Source organism: Pseudomonas kitaguniensis (assembly GCF_049199985.1).
GTDB lineage: Bacteria > Pseudomonadota > Gammaproteobacteria > Pseudomonadales > Pseudomonadaceae > Aquipseudomonas > Aquipseudomonas kitaguniensis.
Genome location: NZ_JBLZPT010000006.1, coordinates 118,753 through 140,926, shown reverse-complemented (window position 1 = coordinate 140,926; position 22,174 = coordinate 118,753). Strand labels below are relative to the sequence as shown.

The window sequence follows — 22,174 nt, the reverse complement described above, 5'->3', positions numbered from 1 at the left end:
CGGGCGCAGGGGCTGGAGCCGCCTGCTCATTTCAGCACCCTCAACCCGCGCCTTGCGGCGCCACCGCCGTCTCGGCCAGGGTGTCTCGGGTACAGCGCAAATCACCGATCATCAGCACATCGTTCTCGCTGCGGGCCTTGCTCGGGTCGAGGCGGAACTGGCAGAGCAACTCGGTGCCGCGCCTTACCTCAAGGGTTGGCGAACCGGCGTTCATTTCCATCGAGAAAAAGCCATCGACCTCGCTCACCCCACGGCTGGCGTGGTTGATGATGTGGTGGCCCTTGAGCGGCTGGCCTTGCGGGTCGATCAAGCGGCCCAACACGGTGACGGTTTTCATCACGCTGATCTTGCGATACTCCACGCCGCCCTTGTTCAGGTGGTAGGTGGTGCGCGCCGGCTGGATGGTGGCGGCGGGTGGGTGGTTGCCTTCGAAGTCGAAGGCGACCGAGCTGCTTTTGTAGGCGGTAATCGGCACAAAGTTGCGGCCCGGCCGCAGCGCCATACTGGAGCCGGTCATGTCATCGGCGCGCAGGGCAATGCCGTCCACGTCGGTTTCCACATCAATGATCATCCCCGAGCCGCTGCCGTGGTATTGGCTGGTCAGCACCATTTTTTGCGCGCCCACGGCGAGGGTATTGTTGAGGTTGAGGCCGCCGGTTAAATCGCCGTTATACGAGGACCGTTGGGCAAAGGCATCGCCCGACAGGGTATCGGTGGCAAAGCTGGTCATGCTCGACAGGCCCACGCCGTAAACATCGGTCAGCGCGGTGACCGAGACGTTTTGCAGGGCGTGGTCCTTGAGCTCTTTGCGGTAGGTCAGCGAGGCGTTGTTGTCGCGCTGGCCTTCACGCGCGGTGCGCGAACCGAGGCTGCCCGACCAGCTTTCGCCAGGGCCGCCGAGGGCCAGGTTAAGGGTCAGGTCGACGCCACGGTTGCGCTTGTCGCCGGTGCTGCTGCTGGAAGGTCGGTCAAACACCGACAGGCGCCAGTTGGCATCGCTGCCGAACAGCATGTCGTGGCGGGTCCAGCCCAAGTCAAGCCCTACACCCTCGATATTGCCCTGGCTGTGGGACACGCGGGCGTTGATCGAATTGCGGTTGGCCAGCCGGTGGTTGATCGACAGCGACGAGCTGCTGGTCTGGCCGACAAAGGTGTTGCGCTGGCGCAGGCGCGTGCCATCGGGCAGGGTTTCGTAAGTGTTACGGGTGTCGAGCCAACTGCGGTTGTGGCTGACAATCACACTGCCCATGCCGTAGCTGTACAACCCTTGCACGTCCATGCCGGTGCCGTAGTCGCGGGTTTGGTACACATTGGCATACACACTGGCGCTCTGGGCCAGGGTCCAGTCGATGGAGCTGCCCAACTGCAGGCGGTCCTGCACCTGGCGGCTCGACACACCGAGGATTACGCGCGGGTGCAGCAAATAGTTGAGCGAGGCGCCGGCGGTCATGTCGCCCTTGTCGCGCTGCTCCCAGTTATTAAGCAAGGTGCTTTCACGCCCGGCAAACAGGTTGTAGCGCCAGCGCTCGTCGTGGTTGCGCCAGTTGTTGGGCTTGTACACCAGCTCCTGGCGGGTGGAGGTGACCTGGCCGTCTTCGATCAGGCGCACCTCCACTTCATAGATGCCGCCGGGCAGCGGCCGCGTGTCCAGCGTCTGCAAACCGGCCGGTACTGGTTGGGTGTTGATCAGCAGGCCATTGCGGTAGATCTCTGCCGAGCCCAGGCGGTTGGAGGTGACGTAGATCGGGTAGATGCTCGGCTTGGGGTTGTTCATCACCAGGCTGTCGGAGCTGCCGACCATCACCCCGACCGCCACGTCGGGCGCCGCACCGAACGAGCGCGGCTGGCGGTTCAGGCCTTCAGAGTTGGGGGTGAAATACCCCAGGCGCAAAAACTGGCCTTCAAACTCGCGCTGGGCGTAAGCCGAATACAGTGCGTGGTAAAGCTGGGTGTCTGGCCCGCCGAGGCGTGCCAGTTGAAAATTCAGGGTGTGGCTCCAGTTGCCCAGGCTGCTGCTGGCTTCAACGCCGAAACGCCCGCCCAAATCCTGGTTCTGCCCGCCATTGAGGTTCAGTTGGTTATTGATGATCAGCCCGGTGCTGCCGCCGTCGGGTTGGGTGTAAAACTGTTGGGGCGTGGTATCGCGCTCGGCGTTCTCGGTGAGAATCGAGACCAGCGAGTTTTCCAGGTTGTAATGCACCGCCAACAACTGCTCGGGACAGCGCACAGTGCAGCTCCCCAAGGGAATACCGGCCTTCAGGTAGTTCTCCCAGGTATCACGCTCGGCACCGGTGACCGGGCTGTCGCTGTAGTCGGTGAACGCCAGTAAGGTGAGCCGGTCATCACGGGTCAATACAATCATCGCTTCGCCCACGAATTGTTGATCGCGCTCAACCCGTACCGCCAACGGCACATCGAAAAAGTGCTCTTCGAAGTCGCTCGGCAAGCCTTTCGCCTGGGCCAGCAAACTGCGCGGCGTGTAGGTATTCTCAGGCGCGGCCATAACGACCGAACAGGCGGCCAGGGCTAGCGCCGCCACGAGGGGTCTTAAAGGGAACATGAACTTAATACTCGGTTGGCGAACGACAGGCAGGCTGAAACCCGGCCGCACACTGCGGCCGGAATTTTCAGTAAGGCAACGCCTTACTTATCAACCCGTGATCAAGGCGTAATCGTGCGTGGCACGTTATCGAAGATCACCGTAGCCACAGCGGTGTAGACGCCGCTTTGCGTGTCCGTCGGTTTTTCAGGCGTGATGGTCAGGATTTTTTGCAAGCCAGGGTTGGACTCGGCATCGGCCGCCACTTCTTTGGGCGTGCCATCCAGGACTACGCCGCCCAGACTGATGGCCAACTTGATCTCATCAGCACCGTTGGTCAGCGCAGCCGGGCCGTCTTGCAGGTAAGCATCAATGGAGCCGTCAGTGTTTTTCATGGTGTAAGGCGTGCTGATGCTGCTCAAGGTGCTGGTGACCGGGTTATAGACCATGGTCTCGTTTTTACCGAACTCCGGGTCCAGCGGTTGAGCGTGGAACTGCTTGGTCGGAATATCCGCGCGGATATTGATGATGGAGCTGGCATCGTTAGCGGCCATCACGGCCGAAGAGCCCAATACAGCAACCGCCAGAGGGAGCGAAACTGCGAACTTCTTGAACATGGTCATTACCTGTTTCTGTTATCAAAAAATCGGCCCCTGAGTGCGTTGAAAGCGTGGTGCACATCAGGAGCCCGTTCGACGCCAGGCAAGTTTCCGGTTCAGCCACTTAGAAGTAAGCCGTCTAATTCTCTTAATAGCGTAGCCTTGTCACACTAAGACACATAGGAAGAGTATGGCAATTTGCCAAAACTTTAAAAGTAGCTGTAAGAGATGGACTACTTACACGCCAATCAACAGGTTTTAATCAAGGGCATGTTCCGTAAGAATAGACTTACAGCCTCTAAAAGAACCAGCCTTTAGTTGGCGTGTTTGGCGCTTGCCATGCCAAGCGACGGTTTGCGATTGTCAGGTCATGGCACCCCCATCACCAGTACACCGCTGCCGCTGATGGCCCCGGTGGTCGGCAGCGACCCCGCGCGCCGCACCAGCGAAAATGTTACATCGTCGCCGCCCGCGCTATTGGTGATGCGGGTCAGGAATGAACTGCCGACTTGCACCGCCGCCCCGCCGCGCACCATGGCGGTGCCCACGTCCGGGTTGGTCATTACCAACAAGCGCGAGTCGAACGAGGATGGGCTGCCTTTGTAGGTGATGGTGATCGGCGTATTAATCCCGCCGTCCGGGCAGGCGTAGGTGAGCCTGCGGTCGCTGCGGATGGTGGTGGTCAGCGGGTCGGTGCCGATTGCCCGTTGGTGCACGGTGCCGAAGTTGATCTCGATGGGGTTGTTATTGTTGATCGTGCAGGTTGAGGGGGAAACAGTGAAGTTGTTGGCGGCCGTGTACGTAACGGTGAGGTTCGCCGAGGCGCCGCTGTAGTTGTTTGTGGCGGTGAGACGGAGAACCCCGAGGTTGTCGCCTATTCGAACATCGATTGGATTAGACGGGGAGTTACGCACCAGAATATAGGGGGTGATATTGATCGGGTAAGCGACCCCGTTGTTGGGCATCGTGGCCGCCCGTATACCTGCCGGTACCGGGGTGTTATGGAACGCCCCGTTGATTCGCAAACCCGTCTGTTCGCTGCCGAACTTGGGGCCGGGAGTCCAAGCGGTACCGGCTGAGCTTCCAGTTGCCCAATAGTCCTCCCCCCAAGCGGGACCCTGTCCAGCGCTATATCGACATTCCAGCCTTGCCCCTTCCAGCGTGATCCTGGTGCGGTCTGCGCTCAGGGTGACCGTAACGGGGACAGACCAGTTGGGATTGCCCGTTTGCCAAGGCCCTCCATTGACCCGACAATCGACAGCCTGCGCGGTCGTAGTCACACCCGTCAGAACGAGAAGCACGATGGCTCCATAGAGTCGTTTCATATTGATCTCTCGTTGCTTCTATGCCCGGGCACCGCCCAGCAGAGAATTGAGGTTTGCTTGAGGCCGTTTTCAGCCTGTGAATGCCTACGGGTAGTCCAGCGTAAATGTAGAGGTCACCGTGTACGCCCCATGCCCGATGGTTTGATCGCTGATGGCCTGCGGCTCACCCTGCACATAGGCTTTGAGTTCGATAACGTTGTTGCCATCGGTCAACACCTGATCGTCGCCGACGGTATTTAACGGCAATGGCTTGTTACCCAGCGTCTCTATGCCGACCCCAATACCTGTGGCGCCACTGCCACCATCCAGCGCGAGCAAGCCAGGCAGCGCTGTGTTTTCGACACCGCCGAAGGTGATGTTGACCGTGTTGCCAATCGTGGTGTCGCAGTCTTCCAGGTGCAGCTTGAAACCCTTACCCACGGAGCGCGTGTTGATGTAAAGGTGCTTGCTGGTAAGGTCCCAAAGCTCCAACGTGATGGCCTCGTCACCGGGGCGAATGGTGCACGCTTCTTCGACCAGGTTGCCCTTCAAACGCAGGTTGTCCGCCGCCTGCGCGGCGGGCGCCAGGCCTGCGGTAAGCAGTAATGCCAGCCCGGCACCTGACCAACCCTTATGAACAACAATTGCATGTCGCATAGACTCGACTCCTACTCGTATTCGGCCAACAGCGTGGCCACCGCCGTAAAGCTTGCGGGGGCCAGAATTGCGCCGGGCTGTTTAACCGGCACGGCTTCCAATGTCGGTGGTGACGACAGGGTGATGTCCAGCGGCGTATTGAGTAAAAACGGCACGTTGTTCTGAAACAGCCGAATGCCCAGTGCCGGCACGCTGGTCTGCACCGCAGCGCCGTCAAACGTCGTGGCGGTGCCGTTAACGCTCAACTTCAGCTCCCACGGGAGTGTGTCGGGGCCACACGTGATGATGTAGCCGACGCCCTGACGGTACTTTTCACCGTCAACGCGCTTGACCCCCACGTCGCCAAAATCGACTTCAATGGTGTTCCCTGCATCAATCGTGCAGGGCGGCGGCTCGTTGAGCGTGCCGCTGAAGGTGAGGTTGGCCCAGGCACCACTGCAAAGGCTGAGGGAACACACGGCGAGCAACGCTCGCGGCTGCCAACTTGTCATTGAGCGTTTCCCTTGATGGGTAATCGACTTCATTGGTAATCGACCACAAGGGTCGCGGCGGCATCAAACGCGCCTGCGGTCAGCGTGCTGCCCACGCGTTTGACGGGCACTGCCTGCACCACCGGAAAGTTCGGATGGGTAAAGTTCACGGCGGTATTCAACGGCCAGTCAGCACCATTGACGAACAGCTTGACCCCAAGGTCTGCCTTGCGGGTCAACAGCACGCGGCTGTCAAACGCAGCCCCGCTGCCCCTGAGTTCGAGTTTCAGCGCGTTGTTGAAGGGCGCATCACAGGTGACGGTATAAGGCACGTCGCGGCGGTAATTAACCCCGTCAACGCGGGTGGTCAGCAGGTCATTGCCAAACGGCACATCCAGCGTGCTGCCGCTGTTAATCACACACGGCGGCGGCGCGATGATGACCGCGCGAATGGTCAGGCTGGTCTGGGCCTGCACACCTTGGCTCACCGCCCACAGCAGCGTGCAACTGATAAGCATGGCCCGCGAGCCGGTTGACGTAGCCATCGTTGTGCCCTCACTCATAATTGAGCCTGAAATCGACCACGGCCCTAAATGCCCCGCTGGTCAACGGTGCCGAGGTGCGCGTGGGCTGAACCTTCCACACTTGGGTGTTGCCACCAATCGGCAAAAACAACGGCTCGCCCCTGAAACCCAGCTGTACATCGCGGCCCAAGGCATCGGTCAAACGCAGGCCCATTCCGGTGATGCCTTGCACCTTGACCAGGCGTGGGTCATCGGCATCGGCGGGCGCGATAAACGCTACCGACAGCACCGGTTGAAAGGCACTCCATGTCAGGTTGCCGGTGCGTTCACTGCGAATGCTGCCGGCGGTGCGGTGGCAATCCTCAAAGCGCAGTTGAAACGCCACGGCGGTTGCCTGATCGCCGGGCCGTTGCAACTGGCTGGCCGACACCACGCCCAGGTCAACTGTTTGGTTCAGTGATGTCATGTCTAGGCTGCAAGGGGTTTCATGCATGGAGCCGGTAATGTTCAACACCCCGTTCATGCCTTCAACATCCTGCGCGTGTGCCCGGCCCGCCAAGGCCAACAGCACGCCGCCCAGAGCCTTCACGTTGTGCAACTTCATGGTGTTCTCCCGCAGCCGGCGCTACTCATTGGCCGGTGACACGTGCACGTTCACTTTGCAGGTTGCGCCACTGCAGGTGAACGCCAGCACCGGGCGGCCGCCGTAATCATTCACGTAGGCCAAATAGGGCGTGGTGCCGAGCGCTTCGGCAGTGGGGCTCAACAGCAGCGAGCCTTTGGGCGGGACCATCAGCGGTTCAAAACCCGGCACGGTTTTGCCGTCTTTGCTGCTGCGCGCATCCACCAGGGTCACGTAGTAAGGCGTAGGGTTATGCACCCGGTAGTGGTCGCCTTCACGGGCAAGGGTGAGTTTTTCTTGCCAGGGGTTGGACAGGTCTTGCTGGCTGGGCGTAATGGCTTGCGGTCGGTAGAACAATTTAATCCGCGTTTGCAGCGCAATTTGCAGGGTGTTGGCCTTGTCGCTGCGCGGCGGAATTTCGCGCAGGTTGAAGTAGTAAACCGTTTCACGGTCTTGCGGCAGCGACTTGGCCGCCGGCAACGCCTGCACTTTCACCTGGCTTTGTTTGCCGGGCTCCAGGCGTTGCACCGGCGGTAAAACGATCAGCGGCGTGGTGATTTTTTCGCCGGCTTCATTCTCAATCCAGCCCTGCGCCAGGTACGGCAACTGGGTATTGTTATTGGTGATGTTGACGCTGGTGGCCTCTTTGCCGCCATCAAAAATCACTCGTGTACGGTCCAGGCCAATCGCGGCGTTGGCGCTTGGGCTCAAGCCTAAAGCCAGCAGCACGAAGCCCTGAAGGGTGCGGCGTGTGTTCAGCATCATAAGGCTGTGTTCTCCGTTCCGATTGGCTTACCGGTCAACGTTGCCGTCGCCGGTAAGGGTTGATCAGGGGCTAGCGTCTGGCAGCGCAGTTGCAGGGCATCGGTTAAACCATCAGCCGGCAAAATGGCGGGCAGGGTGAACAGGCATTGCTCGGCCCCGCCCCAACTGACGCTCATTTGCCCGCCTGCCTGAATGCCGCTGAGGTAGACATTGCCGCCGTCATTGACGATGCCGGTGTCTTGCTGTTTCAGGTTCTTGACCGTCGCGCCGAAGGGCGGCGAGCTGCCATCGGGCAGGCGCAGAACCGCCATGGCCTTCTCGCCGGCAATCACTTCCAGCGATCGATAACCAATGGCGCCTTCGGTGAGGGTCAGTTGCGTGACGGATTGCGTGGCTTCGACATTGCTCGGCAAGTTCTCCAGGTCGACACTCGCCGCCGTTCGCTGGTAGCTGCTGATGTCGGCGATAACCGCCTTGCCGAAGGCATTGCTGCGCGTCGATGTGCCGTAACCGCGCACCGGCACATCGGGCACGCCCGTGGTGTCGACCATCAGGCGCGTGCCGCCGATGCCATTGGTACGGTGCAGCGCTGCGCCGTACGGCGTGAGCGTGCCACCGCCGCGAACAGATGCACCGAGGCTGGTGCTACTGCTTTGTTGGGTACTGGCGCTGAGGTTTATATCTGCCTGGTCGCCGATATGGCTCAGGTAACCACTGGCGGCGTTATTGCCGGCACTCAGCTGGTAGCTGTTGCGCTCATCAATGCGGTCACTGTAGCGCGTTGAAAAGCCGTTTTTGCCAGCGGCTCTGCTCGCATCCACCGACAGTGTGCCGGTGCGCCCCATCGGCAGGCTGACCGTCAGCGCCATGCCGTTGTCCTTGTAGTTGTATTCCTGAGCGCGGTACAGGTTCAGCGACAGGCTCATGTTTTTCACGGTGCCGACTTTGAAGTAGCGCGACAGCGCCACGTTCAAGCGCTGCGTGTCTGGCCGGTCCCAATACGTTTGCTTGTTGTAACTGGCGTAGACGGTCGCGCCCAGGTCACGAAACTGCTTGTTAAGCGTCACCGTATACAGCGCCTTGCTGCCGCCGATAGGCCGCCAATCTTCGCTGTATTCACCGTTTTCGTCGAAGCGGCCACGCCCGCCGAGTTCGCCGTTCAGCCCGTAATGACGAGCATCCAGGTATTCACCCATACTCAAATAGTTCTTATCGGAAAACCGGTAACCGGCGAAGGTCACTTGGCTGTCGTACTGTTCAAAGTTTTTTGAATATTGAACGCGGTACGATTTACCCGAGAGCGCTTCATTCCACACAGTGGCGTGAGACTGGGTCACATCCACCGACACGGCGCCGAACGCGAGCAAGTCACGGCCCGCGCCAACGGAGAGCGCGCGGTAGTTGTTATCGGTGATACCGCCGCCAAACAGCGACCAACCATTGCTGACGCCCCAAGAGAATTCCCCTGTACCAAAAAAGTCGCCGTCGCTGCCGTACTGAAGGTTCGACGGGCGCCCGGTCGCCAGCTTGTAACGCACCTGCCCTGGGCGCGTCAGGTAGGGCACGCCGGCCGTGTCCATCTTGAAGGTGTGCACCGAACCGTCCTGTTCTTCCACCCGCACATCCAGGGTGCCGGTGACTGCGTCATTCAGGTCCTGAATCCGAAACGGCCCGGCTGCGACCAGCGTTTCATAGAGCACGCGGCCTTGCTGGCTGATGACCACCTTGGCATTGGTTTTGGCCACGCCCACCACTTCCGGGGCGTAACCGCGCAAGTTCGGCGGTAGCTGGCTTTGATCCGAGTTGAGCGCGGCGCCGGTAAAACGGAAGCTGTCAAACAGGTCCGAATACAGGTAGTCCTCGCCCACCACCAAACGCGCCTTCAGCGCAGGAATGGCGCGATAGGCGTAGTAGCGGCTCCACTCCAGCTTTTGCTGCCTGGCGCCGCCGCCGTTGCGGCCTTTTTCGGCACGCCCTTGCCAATCGCCGCGCAGGCGCCATGCCCCGGCGTTGGCGCCGAGTGTGCCGTTACCACTGAGGTTATTACGCGTGCCGTCGTTTTTTCGGTAGCTGGACAGCGCCGTCAGGTTGTAGTCAATCAGCAGCCCCGGCACGCCTTCATCCCAACGCGACGGCGGGTCCCAGTTGATGGCGCTGTACTCAAGGTAGGCTTGCGGGAGGCTGATGTTCAGCGTGGCGGTGGCTAAATCGCCGCTGACCTCCATGCCTGGCAAGCTTTGAAGGTCAAGGCATTGCCCGCCTTTCCACCACGTGAGCGTGGCCGCACCGGACTCTTTGAGGCCCAACTGTTCCACGAGGCCCTGCGATAAACACGCTTGACTGCCTTTGGGGTCATTATCGGGCGGGTAAAACCCCACTGATTGCTCAGAGGTAGGCTGGCTATTGATCTGCACCATCATCGAATAGGTGCCCGGCAGAATAAACCCGCTGCGCGCGAACTGAGACAAGTCAATGTTGCTGCGATCATTCAAGTCAAGAACGTCGGTATTAAACTCAATATCGCCGGCACCCATTGCAGTGCCTGCCAGTGACATCAACCCACCAAAGAGGCCGGGGCGGAAGCTGTTTTTGATCTTCGACGTATTCAACATGAACGCAACCCATCACTGTTCAAAAGTATTCCAACTTGAACCGCACTGCGGCACTGTGAGCGCCAGCCACCATCGGCAGGCCGTTACCGACCAGGCGAAGCGTGTAGTGAAGTGTGATGTCGCCCTCGGCCAACGGGCGCAGCGCCATCGGCTCACCCGGAACGCTCTCTTCACCCGCCGAGTCGACGATGTGCAGGGCAACCCCCTGTGAGCCACCGAACACCGCAAAGGAACGCCCGCCTCTATCGCTGGGGCCGTCAAACGTGACGCGCAGGTGCTGCCAGTCCGGCAGGTTTACATCGGGGCGCGACGGGTCGGGCCGCGTCAAAGAGCAATTGACCAGACGCAACTGGAAGGGCTGAATGATTCCCCGCGCATGGCGCAACAGCCGGCCGATCGGTTCGGCAGCCATCTCAATGGTTTGATTCACAGTGGCCGCTTCCAGGCCGCAAGCGGAGTCAATAACCTCCCCTCCCAGCGTGACGACGCCATTGCCTTGGGCAGACGCTTGCGCGAGCACCCAAGGGCTGATGAACAGCGTCAACGAAGAGGCGACAGCGAGACTTATGAATGTTTTCACCTTTATCTCCCGTCAGCTTCCTCCCGCCCCCGTTAAGGGGCGCGAGCAAAACTTACTGATAAGCCAAGGTGAAATTGGTTACCGCGCTGAAACCACCAGGAACGATGGCACCCGCGAGGGCGCCTTGAACATAAGCACCGAACTCCAGCGTGTTCTCACCGGCAGCAATCACCTGCGGGGCCGTTGCGACGCCCAATACAACGGGCCTGCCGCCATGCGTCATCATGATGCCCACGTTGCCGGCGCCACCGACGATGCCGATCGCACCCGGCACAGCGCCTGATGGCGCACCGGTAAAGGTAGTGGTCACGGTGTTATCGGTGAGGTCGGCCAAACTGCAGCCTTCAAGTTCGATCAGCACACGCCGGGCTTCAGACTTGCCGCCCCTGTCCAACTGATGTTTTGCAATCGCCCCCAGGTTAACGGTCTGGTCTACCGAGTCAGGTTTGATAGAGCAAGCACCCGAGTGCACCGAACCCACAAACGTAACCGTCCCGTCCGCCGCCTTGGCAACGGAGATCGAACCCACTAATAGCCCGAGAGACAACAGCGCAACGTTTATTTTAGTTTTCATCAGCTAAGTACTCACACATTGATAAGTGTCATAAACCCCCTGCCGCAGGAGTGCGCAGGACTGTCCAGCAAGCGCTGAGCGGGCGGTAGCTTCGAACCACGAGGGTGTCGCTGAAAACTGCTTTTTCCAATTTGTTGTATTGCTTATCGGAGCCCGTTCAACGCCAGGCAAGTGTCGCGTTCATTTTTAAATAAGTAAGCCGTCCGGTTCGCTTAATTGCGTAGCCCTGCAGCACCAAGACATATAGGAAAAGTATGGCACTTTGCCAAAACTTTAAAAGCGTCTGTAAGAGATGGACTACTTGCAACTTGATGAGGCTGTTTTAACACTCAATACATCTGTAAGACATGGATGACAGGCACTTATAAATAACAGTGTTTATAGGGTTAGATCAACTCACCCCTTAAACAGAGTGTCAGCACTGCAGGACCGCCCGTCAGAAGCCCTTGCACGGCGCACAAGATATATCTTACGTTATATCTAGACACACACAGAGGCTCCCACCATGCGAGACCATCCTCACCAGCGCGACGGTTTTGACCCGCGCGCCGGCCGCGGTCGCGGCCCCCGGGTATTTGCACCCGGCGATTTAAAGCTGCTGCTGCCGGCCTTGATCGCCGAACAGCCGTGCCACGGCTACGACCTGATCCGCCGGATCGAAAGCCTGTTCGACGGCGCCTACAGCCCCAGCCCCGGCGTGATCTACCCCACGCTGACGTTTCTGGAAGAAAGCGATTTGATTCAGGGCGACGCCGACGCCGGAAAAAAACGCTACACCATTACCGACGCCGGTCGTCTGTTCTTAAGCGAACAAGCGGTTGCCCTGGACGGCGTGCGCATGCGCATTGATGTCAGCAAGCGTTCGCTGCGTGGCCAGGACCGCCCGCCAGAAATCCACGAGGCGGTGCATAACCTGCGCCATGCCTTGCATTCACACCACGGGCGCTGGAGCCCGGAAGAAATCGATCGTGTCGCGGCGCTGCTCAACGGCACCGCTCAAGCCATTGCCGACGGGAAACACCCATGAATACGCACGCTATCCACCGCGTTACCCACGAAATCAAACGTCGCCGCCTGCAAGTGCTGCGGGTGGTCGACCTCACCCCGCGCATGCGCCGCATCACCTTGGGCGGGCCTGAGCTGGCGGGGTTTGTCAGCCTGGGCAGCGACGACCACATCAAGCTGATGTTCGCGCAGAACGCTGCCGAACAGGCTGCCCTGGAAAGCCCGACCTTCAGCATCAAGGGCGACGGCCCGCAACCGGCGATGCGCGACTACACGCCACGGCGTTTCGACCTGAGCATCGGTGAGTTGGACATCGACTTTGTGTTGCATGGCGATGGCCCTGCCTCCACGTGGGCCGAGCAGGCGCAGGTCGGGCAGTACCTGTACATCGGCGGGCCGCGTGGCTCGATGATCGTGCCGGACATGTTCGACAGCTACTGGCTGATCGGTGATGAAACCGCCCTGCCCGCCATTGCGCGACGCCTGGAGGAATTACCGGCGGGCCGCAAGGTGCTGGCGGTGATTGAAATTGCGAATGCGGCGGAGCAACAGGTGCTGCAGAGTGCTGCGGATGTGCAGGCGATTTGGGTGATACGCGGCCAGGATGACCTGCTCGATACGGTGCGCCAACTGACGCCGCCCAGTGGTTCGCTGTACACCTTTGTGGCCACCGAAACCAAGCTGTCGCGCCAGGTGCGGCGGGTGTTGCTGGACACCCATCAGGTTAACGAAGAGTTCCTCAAGGCCGTGGGTTACTGGCGTGCGCAAGGCAGCGAAGAGGCGTAAGCCGACCCAATCCCCCAAGCAGAATGCATTCAACTGTGGGAGGGGCTTGCTCCCACACCCCCAAGCAGAATGCATTCAAACTGTGGGAGGGGGCTTGCTCCCGATAGCGGTGGGTCAGTCAACTCATGTATCAACTGTATAACTGCTATCGGGAGCAAGCCCGCTCCCACACTCCCAAGCAGAATGCATTCAACTGTGGGAGGGGCTTGCTCCCAAACCCCCAAGCAGAATGCATTCAAACTGTGGGAGGGGGCTCGCTCCCGATAGCGGTGGGTCAGTCAACTCATGTATCAACTGTATAACTGCTATCGGGAGCAAGCCCCCTCCCACAACAAGCAAAAGCAGATCTGCTGTGTCTGCAAAAGCTGTTTTTGATCGCTATCAAAAGTGACTCGCTGTAGAAGCGAAACCGATATAAGCCATGGCCCAAACAACGGGTATACAGCCAATCCCGAAGCCACCAACACCCCCTGCAAACAACTCACCTGCACGTGCTGTAACCGGCTATTTTTCAGTCCCGAAAAACCTGCTTGAACCCCAACTTTTAACGGTACATACAACCGAATTTCGCGCTTTTAATCGCACGGGTCATGCACATAATCAAAGGCTCGAATTTCACTTGTAAGGACCACCGAGCATGTCCACGCGTGCATTACCCTCGACAGTTCCCGTCGCCGAAAATGTCGGCATTCACTACCCCTTCATCAAGCAAAAAATACCCACCTGGTTAAGCGAAACCGCACTGCCACGCATCACTGCACTGACCTCGCGCCAGCACGCACAGCCCATCGCCGACGCGGCTGCGCATAGCCCGATGCAGCGCTCAGCCCTGGCGCAATCGATCGGTGCGCACTGGGCCGCGCAAAACACGATTGATCAAAAACTCGCGCACTTGAACGACATCGGCGCGTTTGCCGAGCCGTTGCTGAAAAACGCACTGATGGAATATGGCGACATTGATGTAAGGCAGACCTTTATTCGCCTCTACACCTCCACCGGCACGATAATGCCGGGGCTCAAAAGCCGCACCCTCTCGCTGCTCAACGCCGCCCTGCACAACTTCGCGGCTTCAGAAACATTCAAAGATTTCGCTTTTTTGTCGGCTGCCGATGCGCGTGGGCAACAAGCGTTGTTGACGTTCACCCATAAGACAACCGGCCAGGCACTCACCGCCACTGGCTTCAAGAGCCTATGCCGAGCACTGGACATCGGCGCCCGCTACCAACAGCAGGTCCGCACCGCACTGGGTTTCGGCAAGGCTGCGGTGTCCGATGCGCTGCGTCTTCAACTGATTACCCAGCATAAAGCCGCCCTCAACAGCGCGGCTCACATGGCGTTGGCGAATAAACACATTGCGCCGGACGCCTACGCACTGGTGCAGGCGCTGTTGCGCGGCGAGTCACGGTTGCAATTGGACGGCCGCGACATGCAGTTTCACACACTCGACCTGCTGGAGACCCGGCTCACCGGGGTGCTGGTGATCGGCCCTCGCGATTTGACGCCGTTCGGCATCGAACGAGTACTCGTGTACATCCCCGAAGACCGGCAACATCCGCTCAAGGAGTACCTCACCTTTTCGGCCTTCGGCAACGAGTTCGCGCAACGCCTGCGCGGCCAACCGGCGTTGGCCGACACGTTCCCCGCCAGCTATCCACAGTTCATCAGCCAGTTCATCGCGCATGAACAGCGCGGTAGCTTTTTCGCCGTGCTCAAGCAACGCTTGTATGAATGGCAGCGCGATCCCAAACCCGCCGTTGAAGGCCCGGTGTGGACCGAAGAAGCGATTGGCCGCCCCAACCTGCAATGGCAACTGCAGGCGGTGCAAGACGATACGCAGAATCGCTCGGGCAGCGAGATGTGTGACGACATCTGGCAATACGTGTACAGGGTCAACTTGAACAAGGTCATCAATGATGCCAATGAAGTCGCTGTGTCGACCGCGTATGCCGACCGCATGGCGCGCACTGCCTGGTGGGACAACCTGGAAAAAATCGCCTCGGATATTTTCAACCTGGCGTTGTTGGTAATCACCCCGTTCGTACCCTTTTTGGGCGAACTGATGCTGGCCTACACCGCCTATCAACTGGCCAACGACGTATTCGAGGGCATCCTCGATTGGGCGCAAGGCCAACGCATCGAGGCCACGGAACACCTGCTGTCGGCTGTGCAAAACGTTGTGCAGGGTTTGATATTCGAGCGCGGCGGGAAAATTCTGGAAGTCGCACGGGTGAAACTTTCACCCTTTGTAGAGGGGTTGAAACCGGTGCTGCTGGCCAATGACGAAACCCGCCTGTGGAACCCGGACCCCACGCCTTATCAACACAAGAACGTGCGGCTGCCGGCTGACATCATCCCTGACGAAGCGGGCCGGCACGCTTATAACGGCAACCAGATCGTGCGGGTCGATGACCAGCATTACCTGGTAAGGCAAGACCCGATTACCGATGACCATCACCTCATCCACCCCGTGCGCCCAGACGCCTACCGCCCGCTGGCCAGGCTCAACGGCAGCGGCGCCTGTGTACTCGAAAGCGAAGCGCCACGCGGCTGGAGCGATGCCCAACTGCTGCGTCGCCTGGGGCCACAGACGCAGGGTTTGAGTGACAGCGAGCTGGAACAGATCCGCGTCATCAGCGGGGTCGGTCACGACGCCGTGCGCCATATGTACGTCAACAACCAACCCGCCCCGCCGCTCTTGACCGATACCTTGAAACGTTTCGTCAGCGCCAAAAACCTCAAGGCCAGTATCGCCAGTATCCTCGGCGGCCGGGAGCTGGACCCATCGGCCTATTGGTTCGAACAAATGGTCAGCGAACTCAAGGGCTGGCCGAAGAACAAGGCCCTGCATGTTTATGCGCGCTCCGACTACACCGGTGCGGTGCATCAATACGGCAACCCTGCAGCCGAGGGAAGCGACGTGCTGACGATGAACACCGCCGAGGTGATGGCCGGCAAACTCCCGGAGAAAGTCGTGGCTTTTCTCGATCAAGCGCAAATAGACACCTTGCTGGGCGATGCCCTGCCCGCAGACCAACAGCCGCAAGCACTGCGCGAACTGTTGGCCAGCTATGTTGAACGCCAGACTGAATCGTTCATCCAGAATATTTCCTGGCCACAGGAGGTCTCCACCGATCCCGATGTGCAGTTGCTGCGTACGCAGTACCCCGAACTGCCGCTGAGTATTGCCCGGCAACTGCTGCGCCATACCCGCAAGCGTCACCTTAAAGTCATGCAGGAGGAACAACGCCTGCCGCTGGACACCAAGAACCAACTGCACGAGCTGGATTTTGAGGTCACCTCCACGCGCCTGTTCGAGCAGATGGAATACAGCCAACCGTTATCGTCAAAAGCCGAAAGCCTGATACTCAATACCCTGCTGCTTCACAGCGACGCCATGGCAGGCCTGCGCATAGAAGTGCGTGAAGGGAGTATTTCCGAGGCCATTCGCTGCGCGACCGGAGCGTCCGACGCACCGGTGGTGCGAGTGCTGGTACGTGATCAAAAAGGACGCTACCGGGTCTTCGATCTCAGCGGCAAAAAACTCCACGGGCCATCGGATTTTTACAGCGCAACTCAGCGATGTCTGATCTCGCCCACGCAGTTTACCGAGGGTGAAAGCCTCAGACGCTGGGTGGTCGAAAAAACCATCGAGCCCGCAACACGCCGCCAGGTGCTCGCCGACGCGCCGTTTGCCAAAGAGGCCAACCGTGAAACCCTCACCCTGCTCAAGGGTGGTAACACCAGCCGATTAAGTGCTGCCCCGACGCCTGAAACGGCCATAGAGAGTGTGCAGCGACGGATCAAAACCGTGTTGCCCAATATGTCCGGTGAGGGCGTCAGACGCTTTGCCCAAGCATCGAGTACGCCTGAGGGAAGCCAGGTACTGAAGGCCATTGAAGCAGAGGGCAAAGCCGTTCACGAAGCGCTGCTGGGTTACATGAGGCGGAGCACCCGGTGGCCTAAAGGGAGTCGCGGCGCGATAGTCGCCCGGCAAGCCAGAAAAAGTTATGCCGACAAACTGCAGGAAGCCTGGCGCCAAGGTTATACACGCGAGCATGACCCGTTCAGCCCTCTTCACGGGGAGGAGGTGGTACTCGACCTGTCCGAGCTGCCAAAACCGGACTCGCTTCCCACACTGCCGGACCTGAAGCACGTTACCCGTTTGTACATGGGCGATTGTGAGTTCTCTTCGGACCGGGCCAGCTTCCTGGGGCACTTTCCCAACCTGAATACGCTGAGTTTGGAAGGTAACCTGCTGGAAACGCTGCCGGCACCTATCGCACACATGCGTTCACTTGAGGAGCTGAACCTGCGTAATAACCGCATCATGCTTGACCCGCAAGCGATCCGTCAGTTGCGCACGCTGTCGCGCCTGCGCCGACTCAATCTCGCCGACAACCCGCTGGGCGCAGCGCCGGATATAAGCCTGATGCCCGAGCTGAACATACTCCAGCTGGGCAACACCAGGATCACGGAGTGGCCCGCCGGCCTGTTCGATCAACCACGCAATGAATCCTTCATTATGGAGCTGCACGGCAACCCTATCACGACGTTACCTGAGGCCGTGAAAGGCTCGGACCAAGCGCTGGTGATCGCGCTGACACGCCTGGACCGCAACCACCTGAGCGCCGAGGACCAAGCGCTCTTCGAGTCACACAGGGAATCTGCCGGGCTCGACCCGCACCGCACCTACGAACCTATGGGCAACAGCGAGTTCTGGGTTGAAGGCATGGACGACGAGTCCGCCGACGCTTACCGAACCGGTTGGGACGACTTGGAATACCAGCCTGGCTCCCAAGGTTTCTTCGAGGTTATCAAGGCGCTGGAGCCTCCTGATTTTTTTCAAGACCCTGCCGACGAGAGCCTCTATGAACGTAATATTCCCCACCTGCGGTCACAGGTCAGAAAGCTGCTGTTGACCACACTGAAAGACGCCGAACTTCGCGAACGACTGTTCAAGATGTCGAGCTTTCCGGGCTTGTGCCCGGATGCGGGCAGGCAGATTTTCAACGAAATGGGAATCGAAGTAGAGGCTACCCGCGCCAGACTTTTCAGCAAGACCCCGGCCGAACAAGAAACAAAACTGCGCAAACTGGCCAAGGGCGCTGCGCGTCTCAAAATGCTCAACAGTGTCGCGCGCGCCGACATCGCTTACCGGCTAAAACCTGTGGAAGAAGGTGGGCTGGGCCTGCGTTTTTCCTCGCAGATGGTTGACGGCCAGCCTGGCACCGTCGATGAAGTGGAAGTGTACCTGGCTTACCAGACGCGCCTGGCGCGACGGCTCGACCTGCCCTGGATCAGTGAGCAGATGCTTTACCGCGATACCGCCGATGTTCAAGAGAACGCCATCAACCAAGCGCATGCCGCCGTGCTCGCGCTGAGCGAAGGTGATGGGCTGGTGGACCAGATGCTGCTCGAACCCTACTGGGAGCAGTTTCTGGTGAAACAGTACACCGCTGAATACGACTACAACCGGAACGAAATCAACCAGCAATTCGAGCGCCTTGATCAACTGCACGAACAGATGCAGACCTACGCCCAATCCCCACCGCCTGACGAGGCACAGAAGGCGCAAAAACTTGAGTCACTCACCACCCTCGCCAGCCAATTGAACCTGCTGCCGGAGCAAGTCACCACAGGCCAGCCACTGAGCGACGCGCTGTACAGCCAAGTGCTGAATGATCTGGGGAACCAGCGCAAACAGTGGCTGCGAGAAAAAACCCATGAGTCTTTGAGCGCACTTGACGCTGAGTGACCGAACGGGCCTTTCACACCCTGTAGCGCTCGCTACAGGGCTTGCTGCTTGAGGCGTCGATCCAGCGCCAGCACCACCAGTGCAATCAGCACGAACCCCGCCAGAATCCCCGCGGCATTCACAAACACTTGTGGATAGCCGAGGGTGTCGACGTTGATAAACGGGTACTGATATTGCCCCAGCAAATGCCCGCGCAGCAGCACATAGGCGAAGTACACCAGTGGGTAAATCACCCAGACGCTGATGTGTTTGAGGCGCAGAAAACCCTTGGGCACATACCGCCACCAGTACACGGCAAACAGCACCGGCATCACGTCGTGGAGCAATTCGTCGGCGATAAACTGAAAGCCTGTGGGGCTCCATAAATGCCGCAGCAACAGGTTATAGGCGAGGCTCACCACGATGATGCTGGCGGCAATTGCGCTGCTGACCTGGGGCGCCAAAAAAAACCGCTTGGCGCGTGAATCCCGACCGGCCAGTGCATAACTCAGTACCACCACTACCAACGTGTTGGTCAGCACGGTGAAGAAACTGAAAAAGTTGATCAGCCCGCCCAGCAGGCTGGCGTCCGCTTGCCAGCGTGAATAGAAAATCAGGTATTGCTGAATCGCCAACCCCACCCAACCGGCCAACGCCGACACCGCGACAAAGCGCTTCACGGGTTCAGTCCAGCGGACGCTTGGTGCGCATCAGCTTCACATACAACCCTTCGACTTTTTCGCGCGCCCAAGGGGTTTTGCGCAGGAAGGTCAGGCTCGACTTGATGCTCGGGTCGCTTTTAAAACAGCGCACGTCAATGCGCTCGGCCAGACCTGCCCATTCGTAGTGCTCAACCAGGGTGGTGAGCACGTGCTGCAGGGTCACACCGTGCAGCGGGTCGTTGCTTGTCGCGGTCATGCCGGGCCTTTTGCAATAAGAGGAAATACAGCCGCGCACCTTAGCCGACGGGGCGTACAGGTGGAAGCACTGCATTGAATATAGCCCTTGGAAAAAAAGTTCCCCTTTTCAGCGAAAAAAGAGATGTTATATTGTAACGATACTTATCAAAAGTAACCGGTTCGATACCGTTTCAGCCTTCTCTTTTTTGTGCCGTTTTGCCAAGGAATGTCCCGATGTCCCTCTCTTCTCTGTGGCGCCTGACCCCTCTCGCCGCCGCCTTGCTGGTCTGCTCCGAAGCGCACGCCCTTGAGCTGCAACCCCAAGTCATCACCGCCAACCCGTTGGGCAGCGCACAACTCGCCTCGCCGACCACCGTGCTGGACGGCGATGAGCTGACCCTGCAACAAAAAGGCAGCCTGGGCGAAACCCTGAACAAGCAGCCGGGTGTGTCGTCTTCATACTTTGGCCCAGGCGCCAGCCGGCCGATTATTCGCGGGCAGGATGGCGACCGCATTCGCATCCTGCGTAACGGCGTAGGCGCGCTGGATGCATCGTCGCTGTCCTACGACCACGCAGTGCCGCTGGACCCGGTGAACGTCGAGAAAATTGAAATCGTGCGCGGCCCGGCTGCCCTGTTGTACGGCGGCAGCGCCATCGGCGGCGTGGTCAACACCTTCGATAACCGCATCCCCACCGAAGCCATCGAAGGCCTCCATGGCGCCGGTGAATTGCGCTACGGCGGCGCCGACACAACCCGCAGCAGCGCGGGCAAGCTGGAGGCTGGCAACGGCACCTTCGCCTTGCACCTGGACGCCAATGCGCGGGAGTTTAACGACCTTAAAATCCCCGGCCAGGCACGCAGCCGCCATGCACCGGAGACCGACGACGCACCCGGCAAAAACGGCCGCCTGGGCAACAGCGACGGGCGCCAGGACGGCGGTGCAGTGGGCGGTTCGTACACGTGGGATGACGGTTACGCCGGGCTGTCCTACAGCAACTACGACAGCAACTACGGCTCGCCCGCCGAGCAGGATGTGCGCATTCGCATGCAGCAGGATCACTACGCGTTTGCGTCCGAGATCCGCAACCTGCAAGGCCCGTTTACCTCGGTCAAACTCGACGCGGGTTACACCGACTACGAGCACCGCGAAATCGAAGGCGGCGAAACCGGGACGATCTTCAAGAACAAGGGTTATGAAGCGCGGGTAGAAGCCCGTCATCAGCCGATTGGCCCGCTCAACGGCGTGGTCGGCGCACAAGTGACGCGCAACGAGTTCTCGGCCCTTGGCGAAGAAGCCTTCGTGCCGCAAACCGACACCAACGCTGCCGCGCTGTTTATTCTCGAAGAGATGCAGGCCACCGAGCGCCTCAAACTCAGCCTCGGCGGGCGCCTGGAACACACCAGCGTCGACCCGGACGCCAAGGGCAACGCGCGCTTCGCGGCGGCCGATAAAACCAACGATTTCACCGCCGGCAGCCTGTCGTCCGGCGCGCTGTACACGCTCACGCCGATTTGGTCGCTGGCCGCGACCCTGGGCTACACCGAGCGCGCGCCGACGTTTTACGAGCTGTACGCCAACGGTGCGCACGTCGCCACCGGCACTTACGAGCTGGGCAATGCCAACCTGAAGAAAGAAAAAGCCGTGTCCAGCGACCTCGCGCTGCGTTTTGACAATGGCACCCACAAGGGCAGTTTTGGCGTGTTCTACAGCCGCTTCTCCAACTACATCGGCTTGTTGGGCACGGGGCGCACCTTGAACGATGACGGTGAAGAGGACGCGAGCGGTATCCCTGAGTACACCTACTCCGGCGTGCGTGCACGGTTCGCCGGCTTCGAAGCCCAGGATCACTGGAAACTCAGTGAGGGCGCCTACGGCAAATTCGCGCTGGAACTGTCGGGCGACTACACCCGCGCCACCAACCTGGACACCGGCGAAGCCTTGCCGCGCATTGCACCGCTGCGCTTGAACAGCGGCTTGCTGTGGGAATTCGACCGCTGGCAGGCGCGCATCGACGTCGAGCATGCCGCGGGCCAGGGCCGTGTGCCGGACAACGAAAGTGGCACAGACGGCTACACCACCCTTGGCGCGAGCGCGGGCTACCACTTCAACCTCGGTGGCAGCCAATGGCTGGCGTTTGTGGACGGCGAAAACCTGACCAACCAGACCGTGCGGTATGCCAGCTCGATCCTGCGCGACATCGCCCCCGCACCGGGCCGTAGCGTGCAGGTTGGCCTGCGCACTACGTTCTAAAAAAACACCGAAGATCCCTGTGGGAGCATGCCCGCTCCCACATTTCAGCAGCGACATTCTGTCACTGTTACCAAATCTGAAATGATGCATCTTGCGATTTACGCTTTCTCTCGGCGCGCCAGCACTTTATCCTTGCGGCAATAACCTGAAACGCTTCACGCCGCGGTCGATCCCTCTTGACGACGTTCCTTGTACGCCTGGACAGCGCTGTCTTACACCGGCCTGCGCACGGGAATAAATCGCCCGCCTGT

At 59.6% G+C, this 22,174-nt stretch carries 17 protein-coding genes; 4 read left to right on the top strand and 13 right to left on the bottom strand.

All coding sequences use genetic code 11. The annotated features are described in order from the left end of the window. Positions 1 to 40: 40 nt before the first annotated feature. The 11 genes from ACOZK9_RS10865 to ACOZK9_RS10815 all read right to left on the bottom strand — a co-directional run bounded on the left by ACOZK9_RS10865 (position 41) and on the right by ACOZK9_RS10815 (position 11,246). Entirely contained in the window at positions 41 to 2,560 is a 2,520-nt protein-coding gene (locus ACOZK9_RS10865) for a CS1-pili formation C-terminal domain-containing protein (RefSeq protein WP_152751482.1), read from the bottom strand. A gap of 101 nt (positions 2,561 to 2,661) precedes the next feature. Continuing rightward, the gene (locus ACOZK9_RS10860) at positions 2,662 to 3,156 is read right to left on the bottom strand and encodes a CS1 type fimbrial major subunit (RefSeq protein WP_421555824.1); all 495 of its coding nucleotides are present in this window, start codon (positions 3,154 to 3,156) and stop codon (positions 2,662 to 2,664) included. A 350-nt stretch (positions 3,157 to 3,506) separates the two neighbouring features. Further along, positions 3,507 to 4,463 carry a fimbrial protein gene (locus ACOZK9_RS10855; RefSeq protein ID WP_421555823.1) on the bottom strand — a complete coding sequence of 319 codons (957 nt, stop codon included), beginning with the start codon at positions 4,461 to 4,463 and terminating at the stop codon, positions 3,507 to 3,509. Between the two features lie 84 nt (positions 4,464 to 4,547). Further along, positions 4,548 to 5,099, bottom strand: coding sequence for a fimbrial protein (locus ACOZK9_RS10850; protein WP_421555822.1), 552 nt, complete (start codon positions 5,097 to 5,099; stop codon positions 4,548 to 4,550). 11 nt (positions 5,100 to 5,110) lie between these two features. After that, entirely contained in the window at positions 5,111 to 5,590 is a 480-nt protein-coding gene (locus tag ACOZK9_RS10845) for a fimbrial protein (protein WP_421555821.1), read from the bottom strand. A 29-nt stretch (positions 5,591 to 5,619) separates the two neighbouring features. Continuing rightward, a complete protein-coding gene (locus ACOZK9_RS10840) occupies positions 5,620 to 6,114 on the bottom strand; it encodes a fimbrial protein (protein WP_152751476.1) in 495 nt (164 codons plus the stop codon). Between the two features lie 10 nt (positions 6,115 to 6,124). Then, positions 6,125 to 6,697: a fimbrial protein gene (locus ACOZK9_RS10835; RefSeq protein WP_152745415.1), complete on the bottom strand. Its 573-nt coding sequence runs from the start codon at positions 6,695 to 6,697 to the stop codon at positions 6,125 to 6,127. A 21-nt stretch (positions 6,698 to 6,718) separates the two neighbouring features. Then, on the bottom strand, positions 6,719 to 7,480 hold the full coding sequence (locus ACOZK9_RS10830) for a fimbria/pilus periplasmic chaperone (protein WP_421555820.1): 762 nt from the start codon (positions 7,478 to 7,480) through the stop codon (positions 6,719 to 6,721). Next, positions 7,477 to 10,092, bottom strand: a complete 2,616-nt coding sequence (locus ACOZK9_RS10825; protein WP_421555819.1) for a fimbria/pilus outer membrane usher protein — start codon at positions 10,090 to 10,092, stop codon at positions 7,477 to 7,479. Before ACOZK9_RS10825 ends, ACOZK9_RS10830 begins: the two co-directional genes overlap by 4 nt. 19 nt (positions 10,093 to 10,111) lie before the next feature. Then, positions 10,112 to 10,672 (bottom strand): fimbrial protein, encoded by a 561-nt coding sequence (locus tag ACOZK9_RS10820; protein ID WP_058412975.1) that lies wholly within the window; start codon positions 10,670 to 10,672, stop codon positions 10,112 to 10,114. A gap of 52 nt (positions 10,673 to 10,724) precedes the next feature. Beyond that, positions 10,725 to 11,246 (bottom strand): fimbrial protein, encoded by a 522-nt coding sequence (locus ACOZK9_RS10815; RefSeq protein WP_152751468.1) that lies wholly within the window; start codon positions 11,244 to 11,246, stop codon positions 10,725 to 10,727. Positions 11,247 to 11,751: 505 nt separating this feature from the next. Between ACOZK9_RS10815 and ACOZK9_RS10810 the strand changes: the two genes are divergently transcribed. From ACOZK9_RS10810 to ACOZK9_RS10800, 3 genes are all read left to right on the top strand, one after another. Next, positions 11,752 to 12,273, top strand: a complete 522-nt coding sequence (locus ACOZK9_RS10810) for a PadR family transcriptional regulator (protein ID WP_421555818.1) — start codon at positions 11,752 to 11,754, stop codon at positions 12,271 to 12,273. After that, positions 12,270 to 13,037: a siderophore-interacting protein gene (locus ACOZK9_RS10805; protein WP_421555817.1), complete on the top strand. Its 768-nt coding sequence runs from the start codon at positions 12,270 to 12,272 to the stop codon at positions 13,035 to 13,037. Before ACOZK9_RS10810 ends, ACOZK9_RS10805 begins: the two co-directional genes overlap by 4 nt. A gap of 637 nt (positions 13,038 to 13,674) precedes the next feature. Continuing rightward, positions 13,675 to 18,792, top strand: coding sequence for a dermonecrotic toxin domain-containing protein (locus tag ACOZK9_RS10800; protein ID WP_421555816.1), 5,118 nt, complete (start codon positions 13,675 to 13,677; stop codon positions 18,790 to 18,792). Between the two features lie 32 nt (positions 18,793 to 18,824). Here ACOZK9_RS10800 and ACOZK9_RS10795 read toward each other — a convergent pair whose 3' ends face one another. Together ACOZK9_RS10795 and ACOZK9_RS10790 are read right to left on the bottom strand one after the other, a co-directional pair. Then, positions 18,825 to 19,451 carry a Pr6Pr family membrane protein gene (locus ACOZK9_RS10795; protein WP_421555815.1) on the bottom strand — a complete coding sequence of 209 codons (627 nt, stop codon included), beginning with the start codon at positions 19,449 to 19,451 and terminating at the stop codon, positions 18,825 to 18,827. A 4-nt stretch (positions 19,452 to 19,455) separates the two neighbouring features. After that, positions 19,456 to 19,689, bottom strand: a complete 234-nt coding sequence (locus ACOZK9_RS10790; protein WP_048720273.1) for a VF530 family protein — start codon at positions 19,687 to 19,689, stop codon at positions 19,456 to 19,458. 215 nt (positions 19,690 to 19,904) lie between these two features. On the opposite strand from ACOZK9_RS10790, the gene ACOZK9_RS10785 reads away from it, so the two are divergent. Continuing rightward, the gene (locus ACOZK9_RS10785) at positions 19,905 to 21,923 is read left to right on the top strand and encodes a TonB-dependent receptor (protein WP_421555814.1); all 2,019 of its coding nucleotides are present in this window, start codon (positions 19,905 to 19,907) and stop codon (positions 21,921 to 21,923) included. Positions 21,924 to 22,174 lie beyond the last annotated feature (251 nt).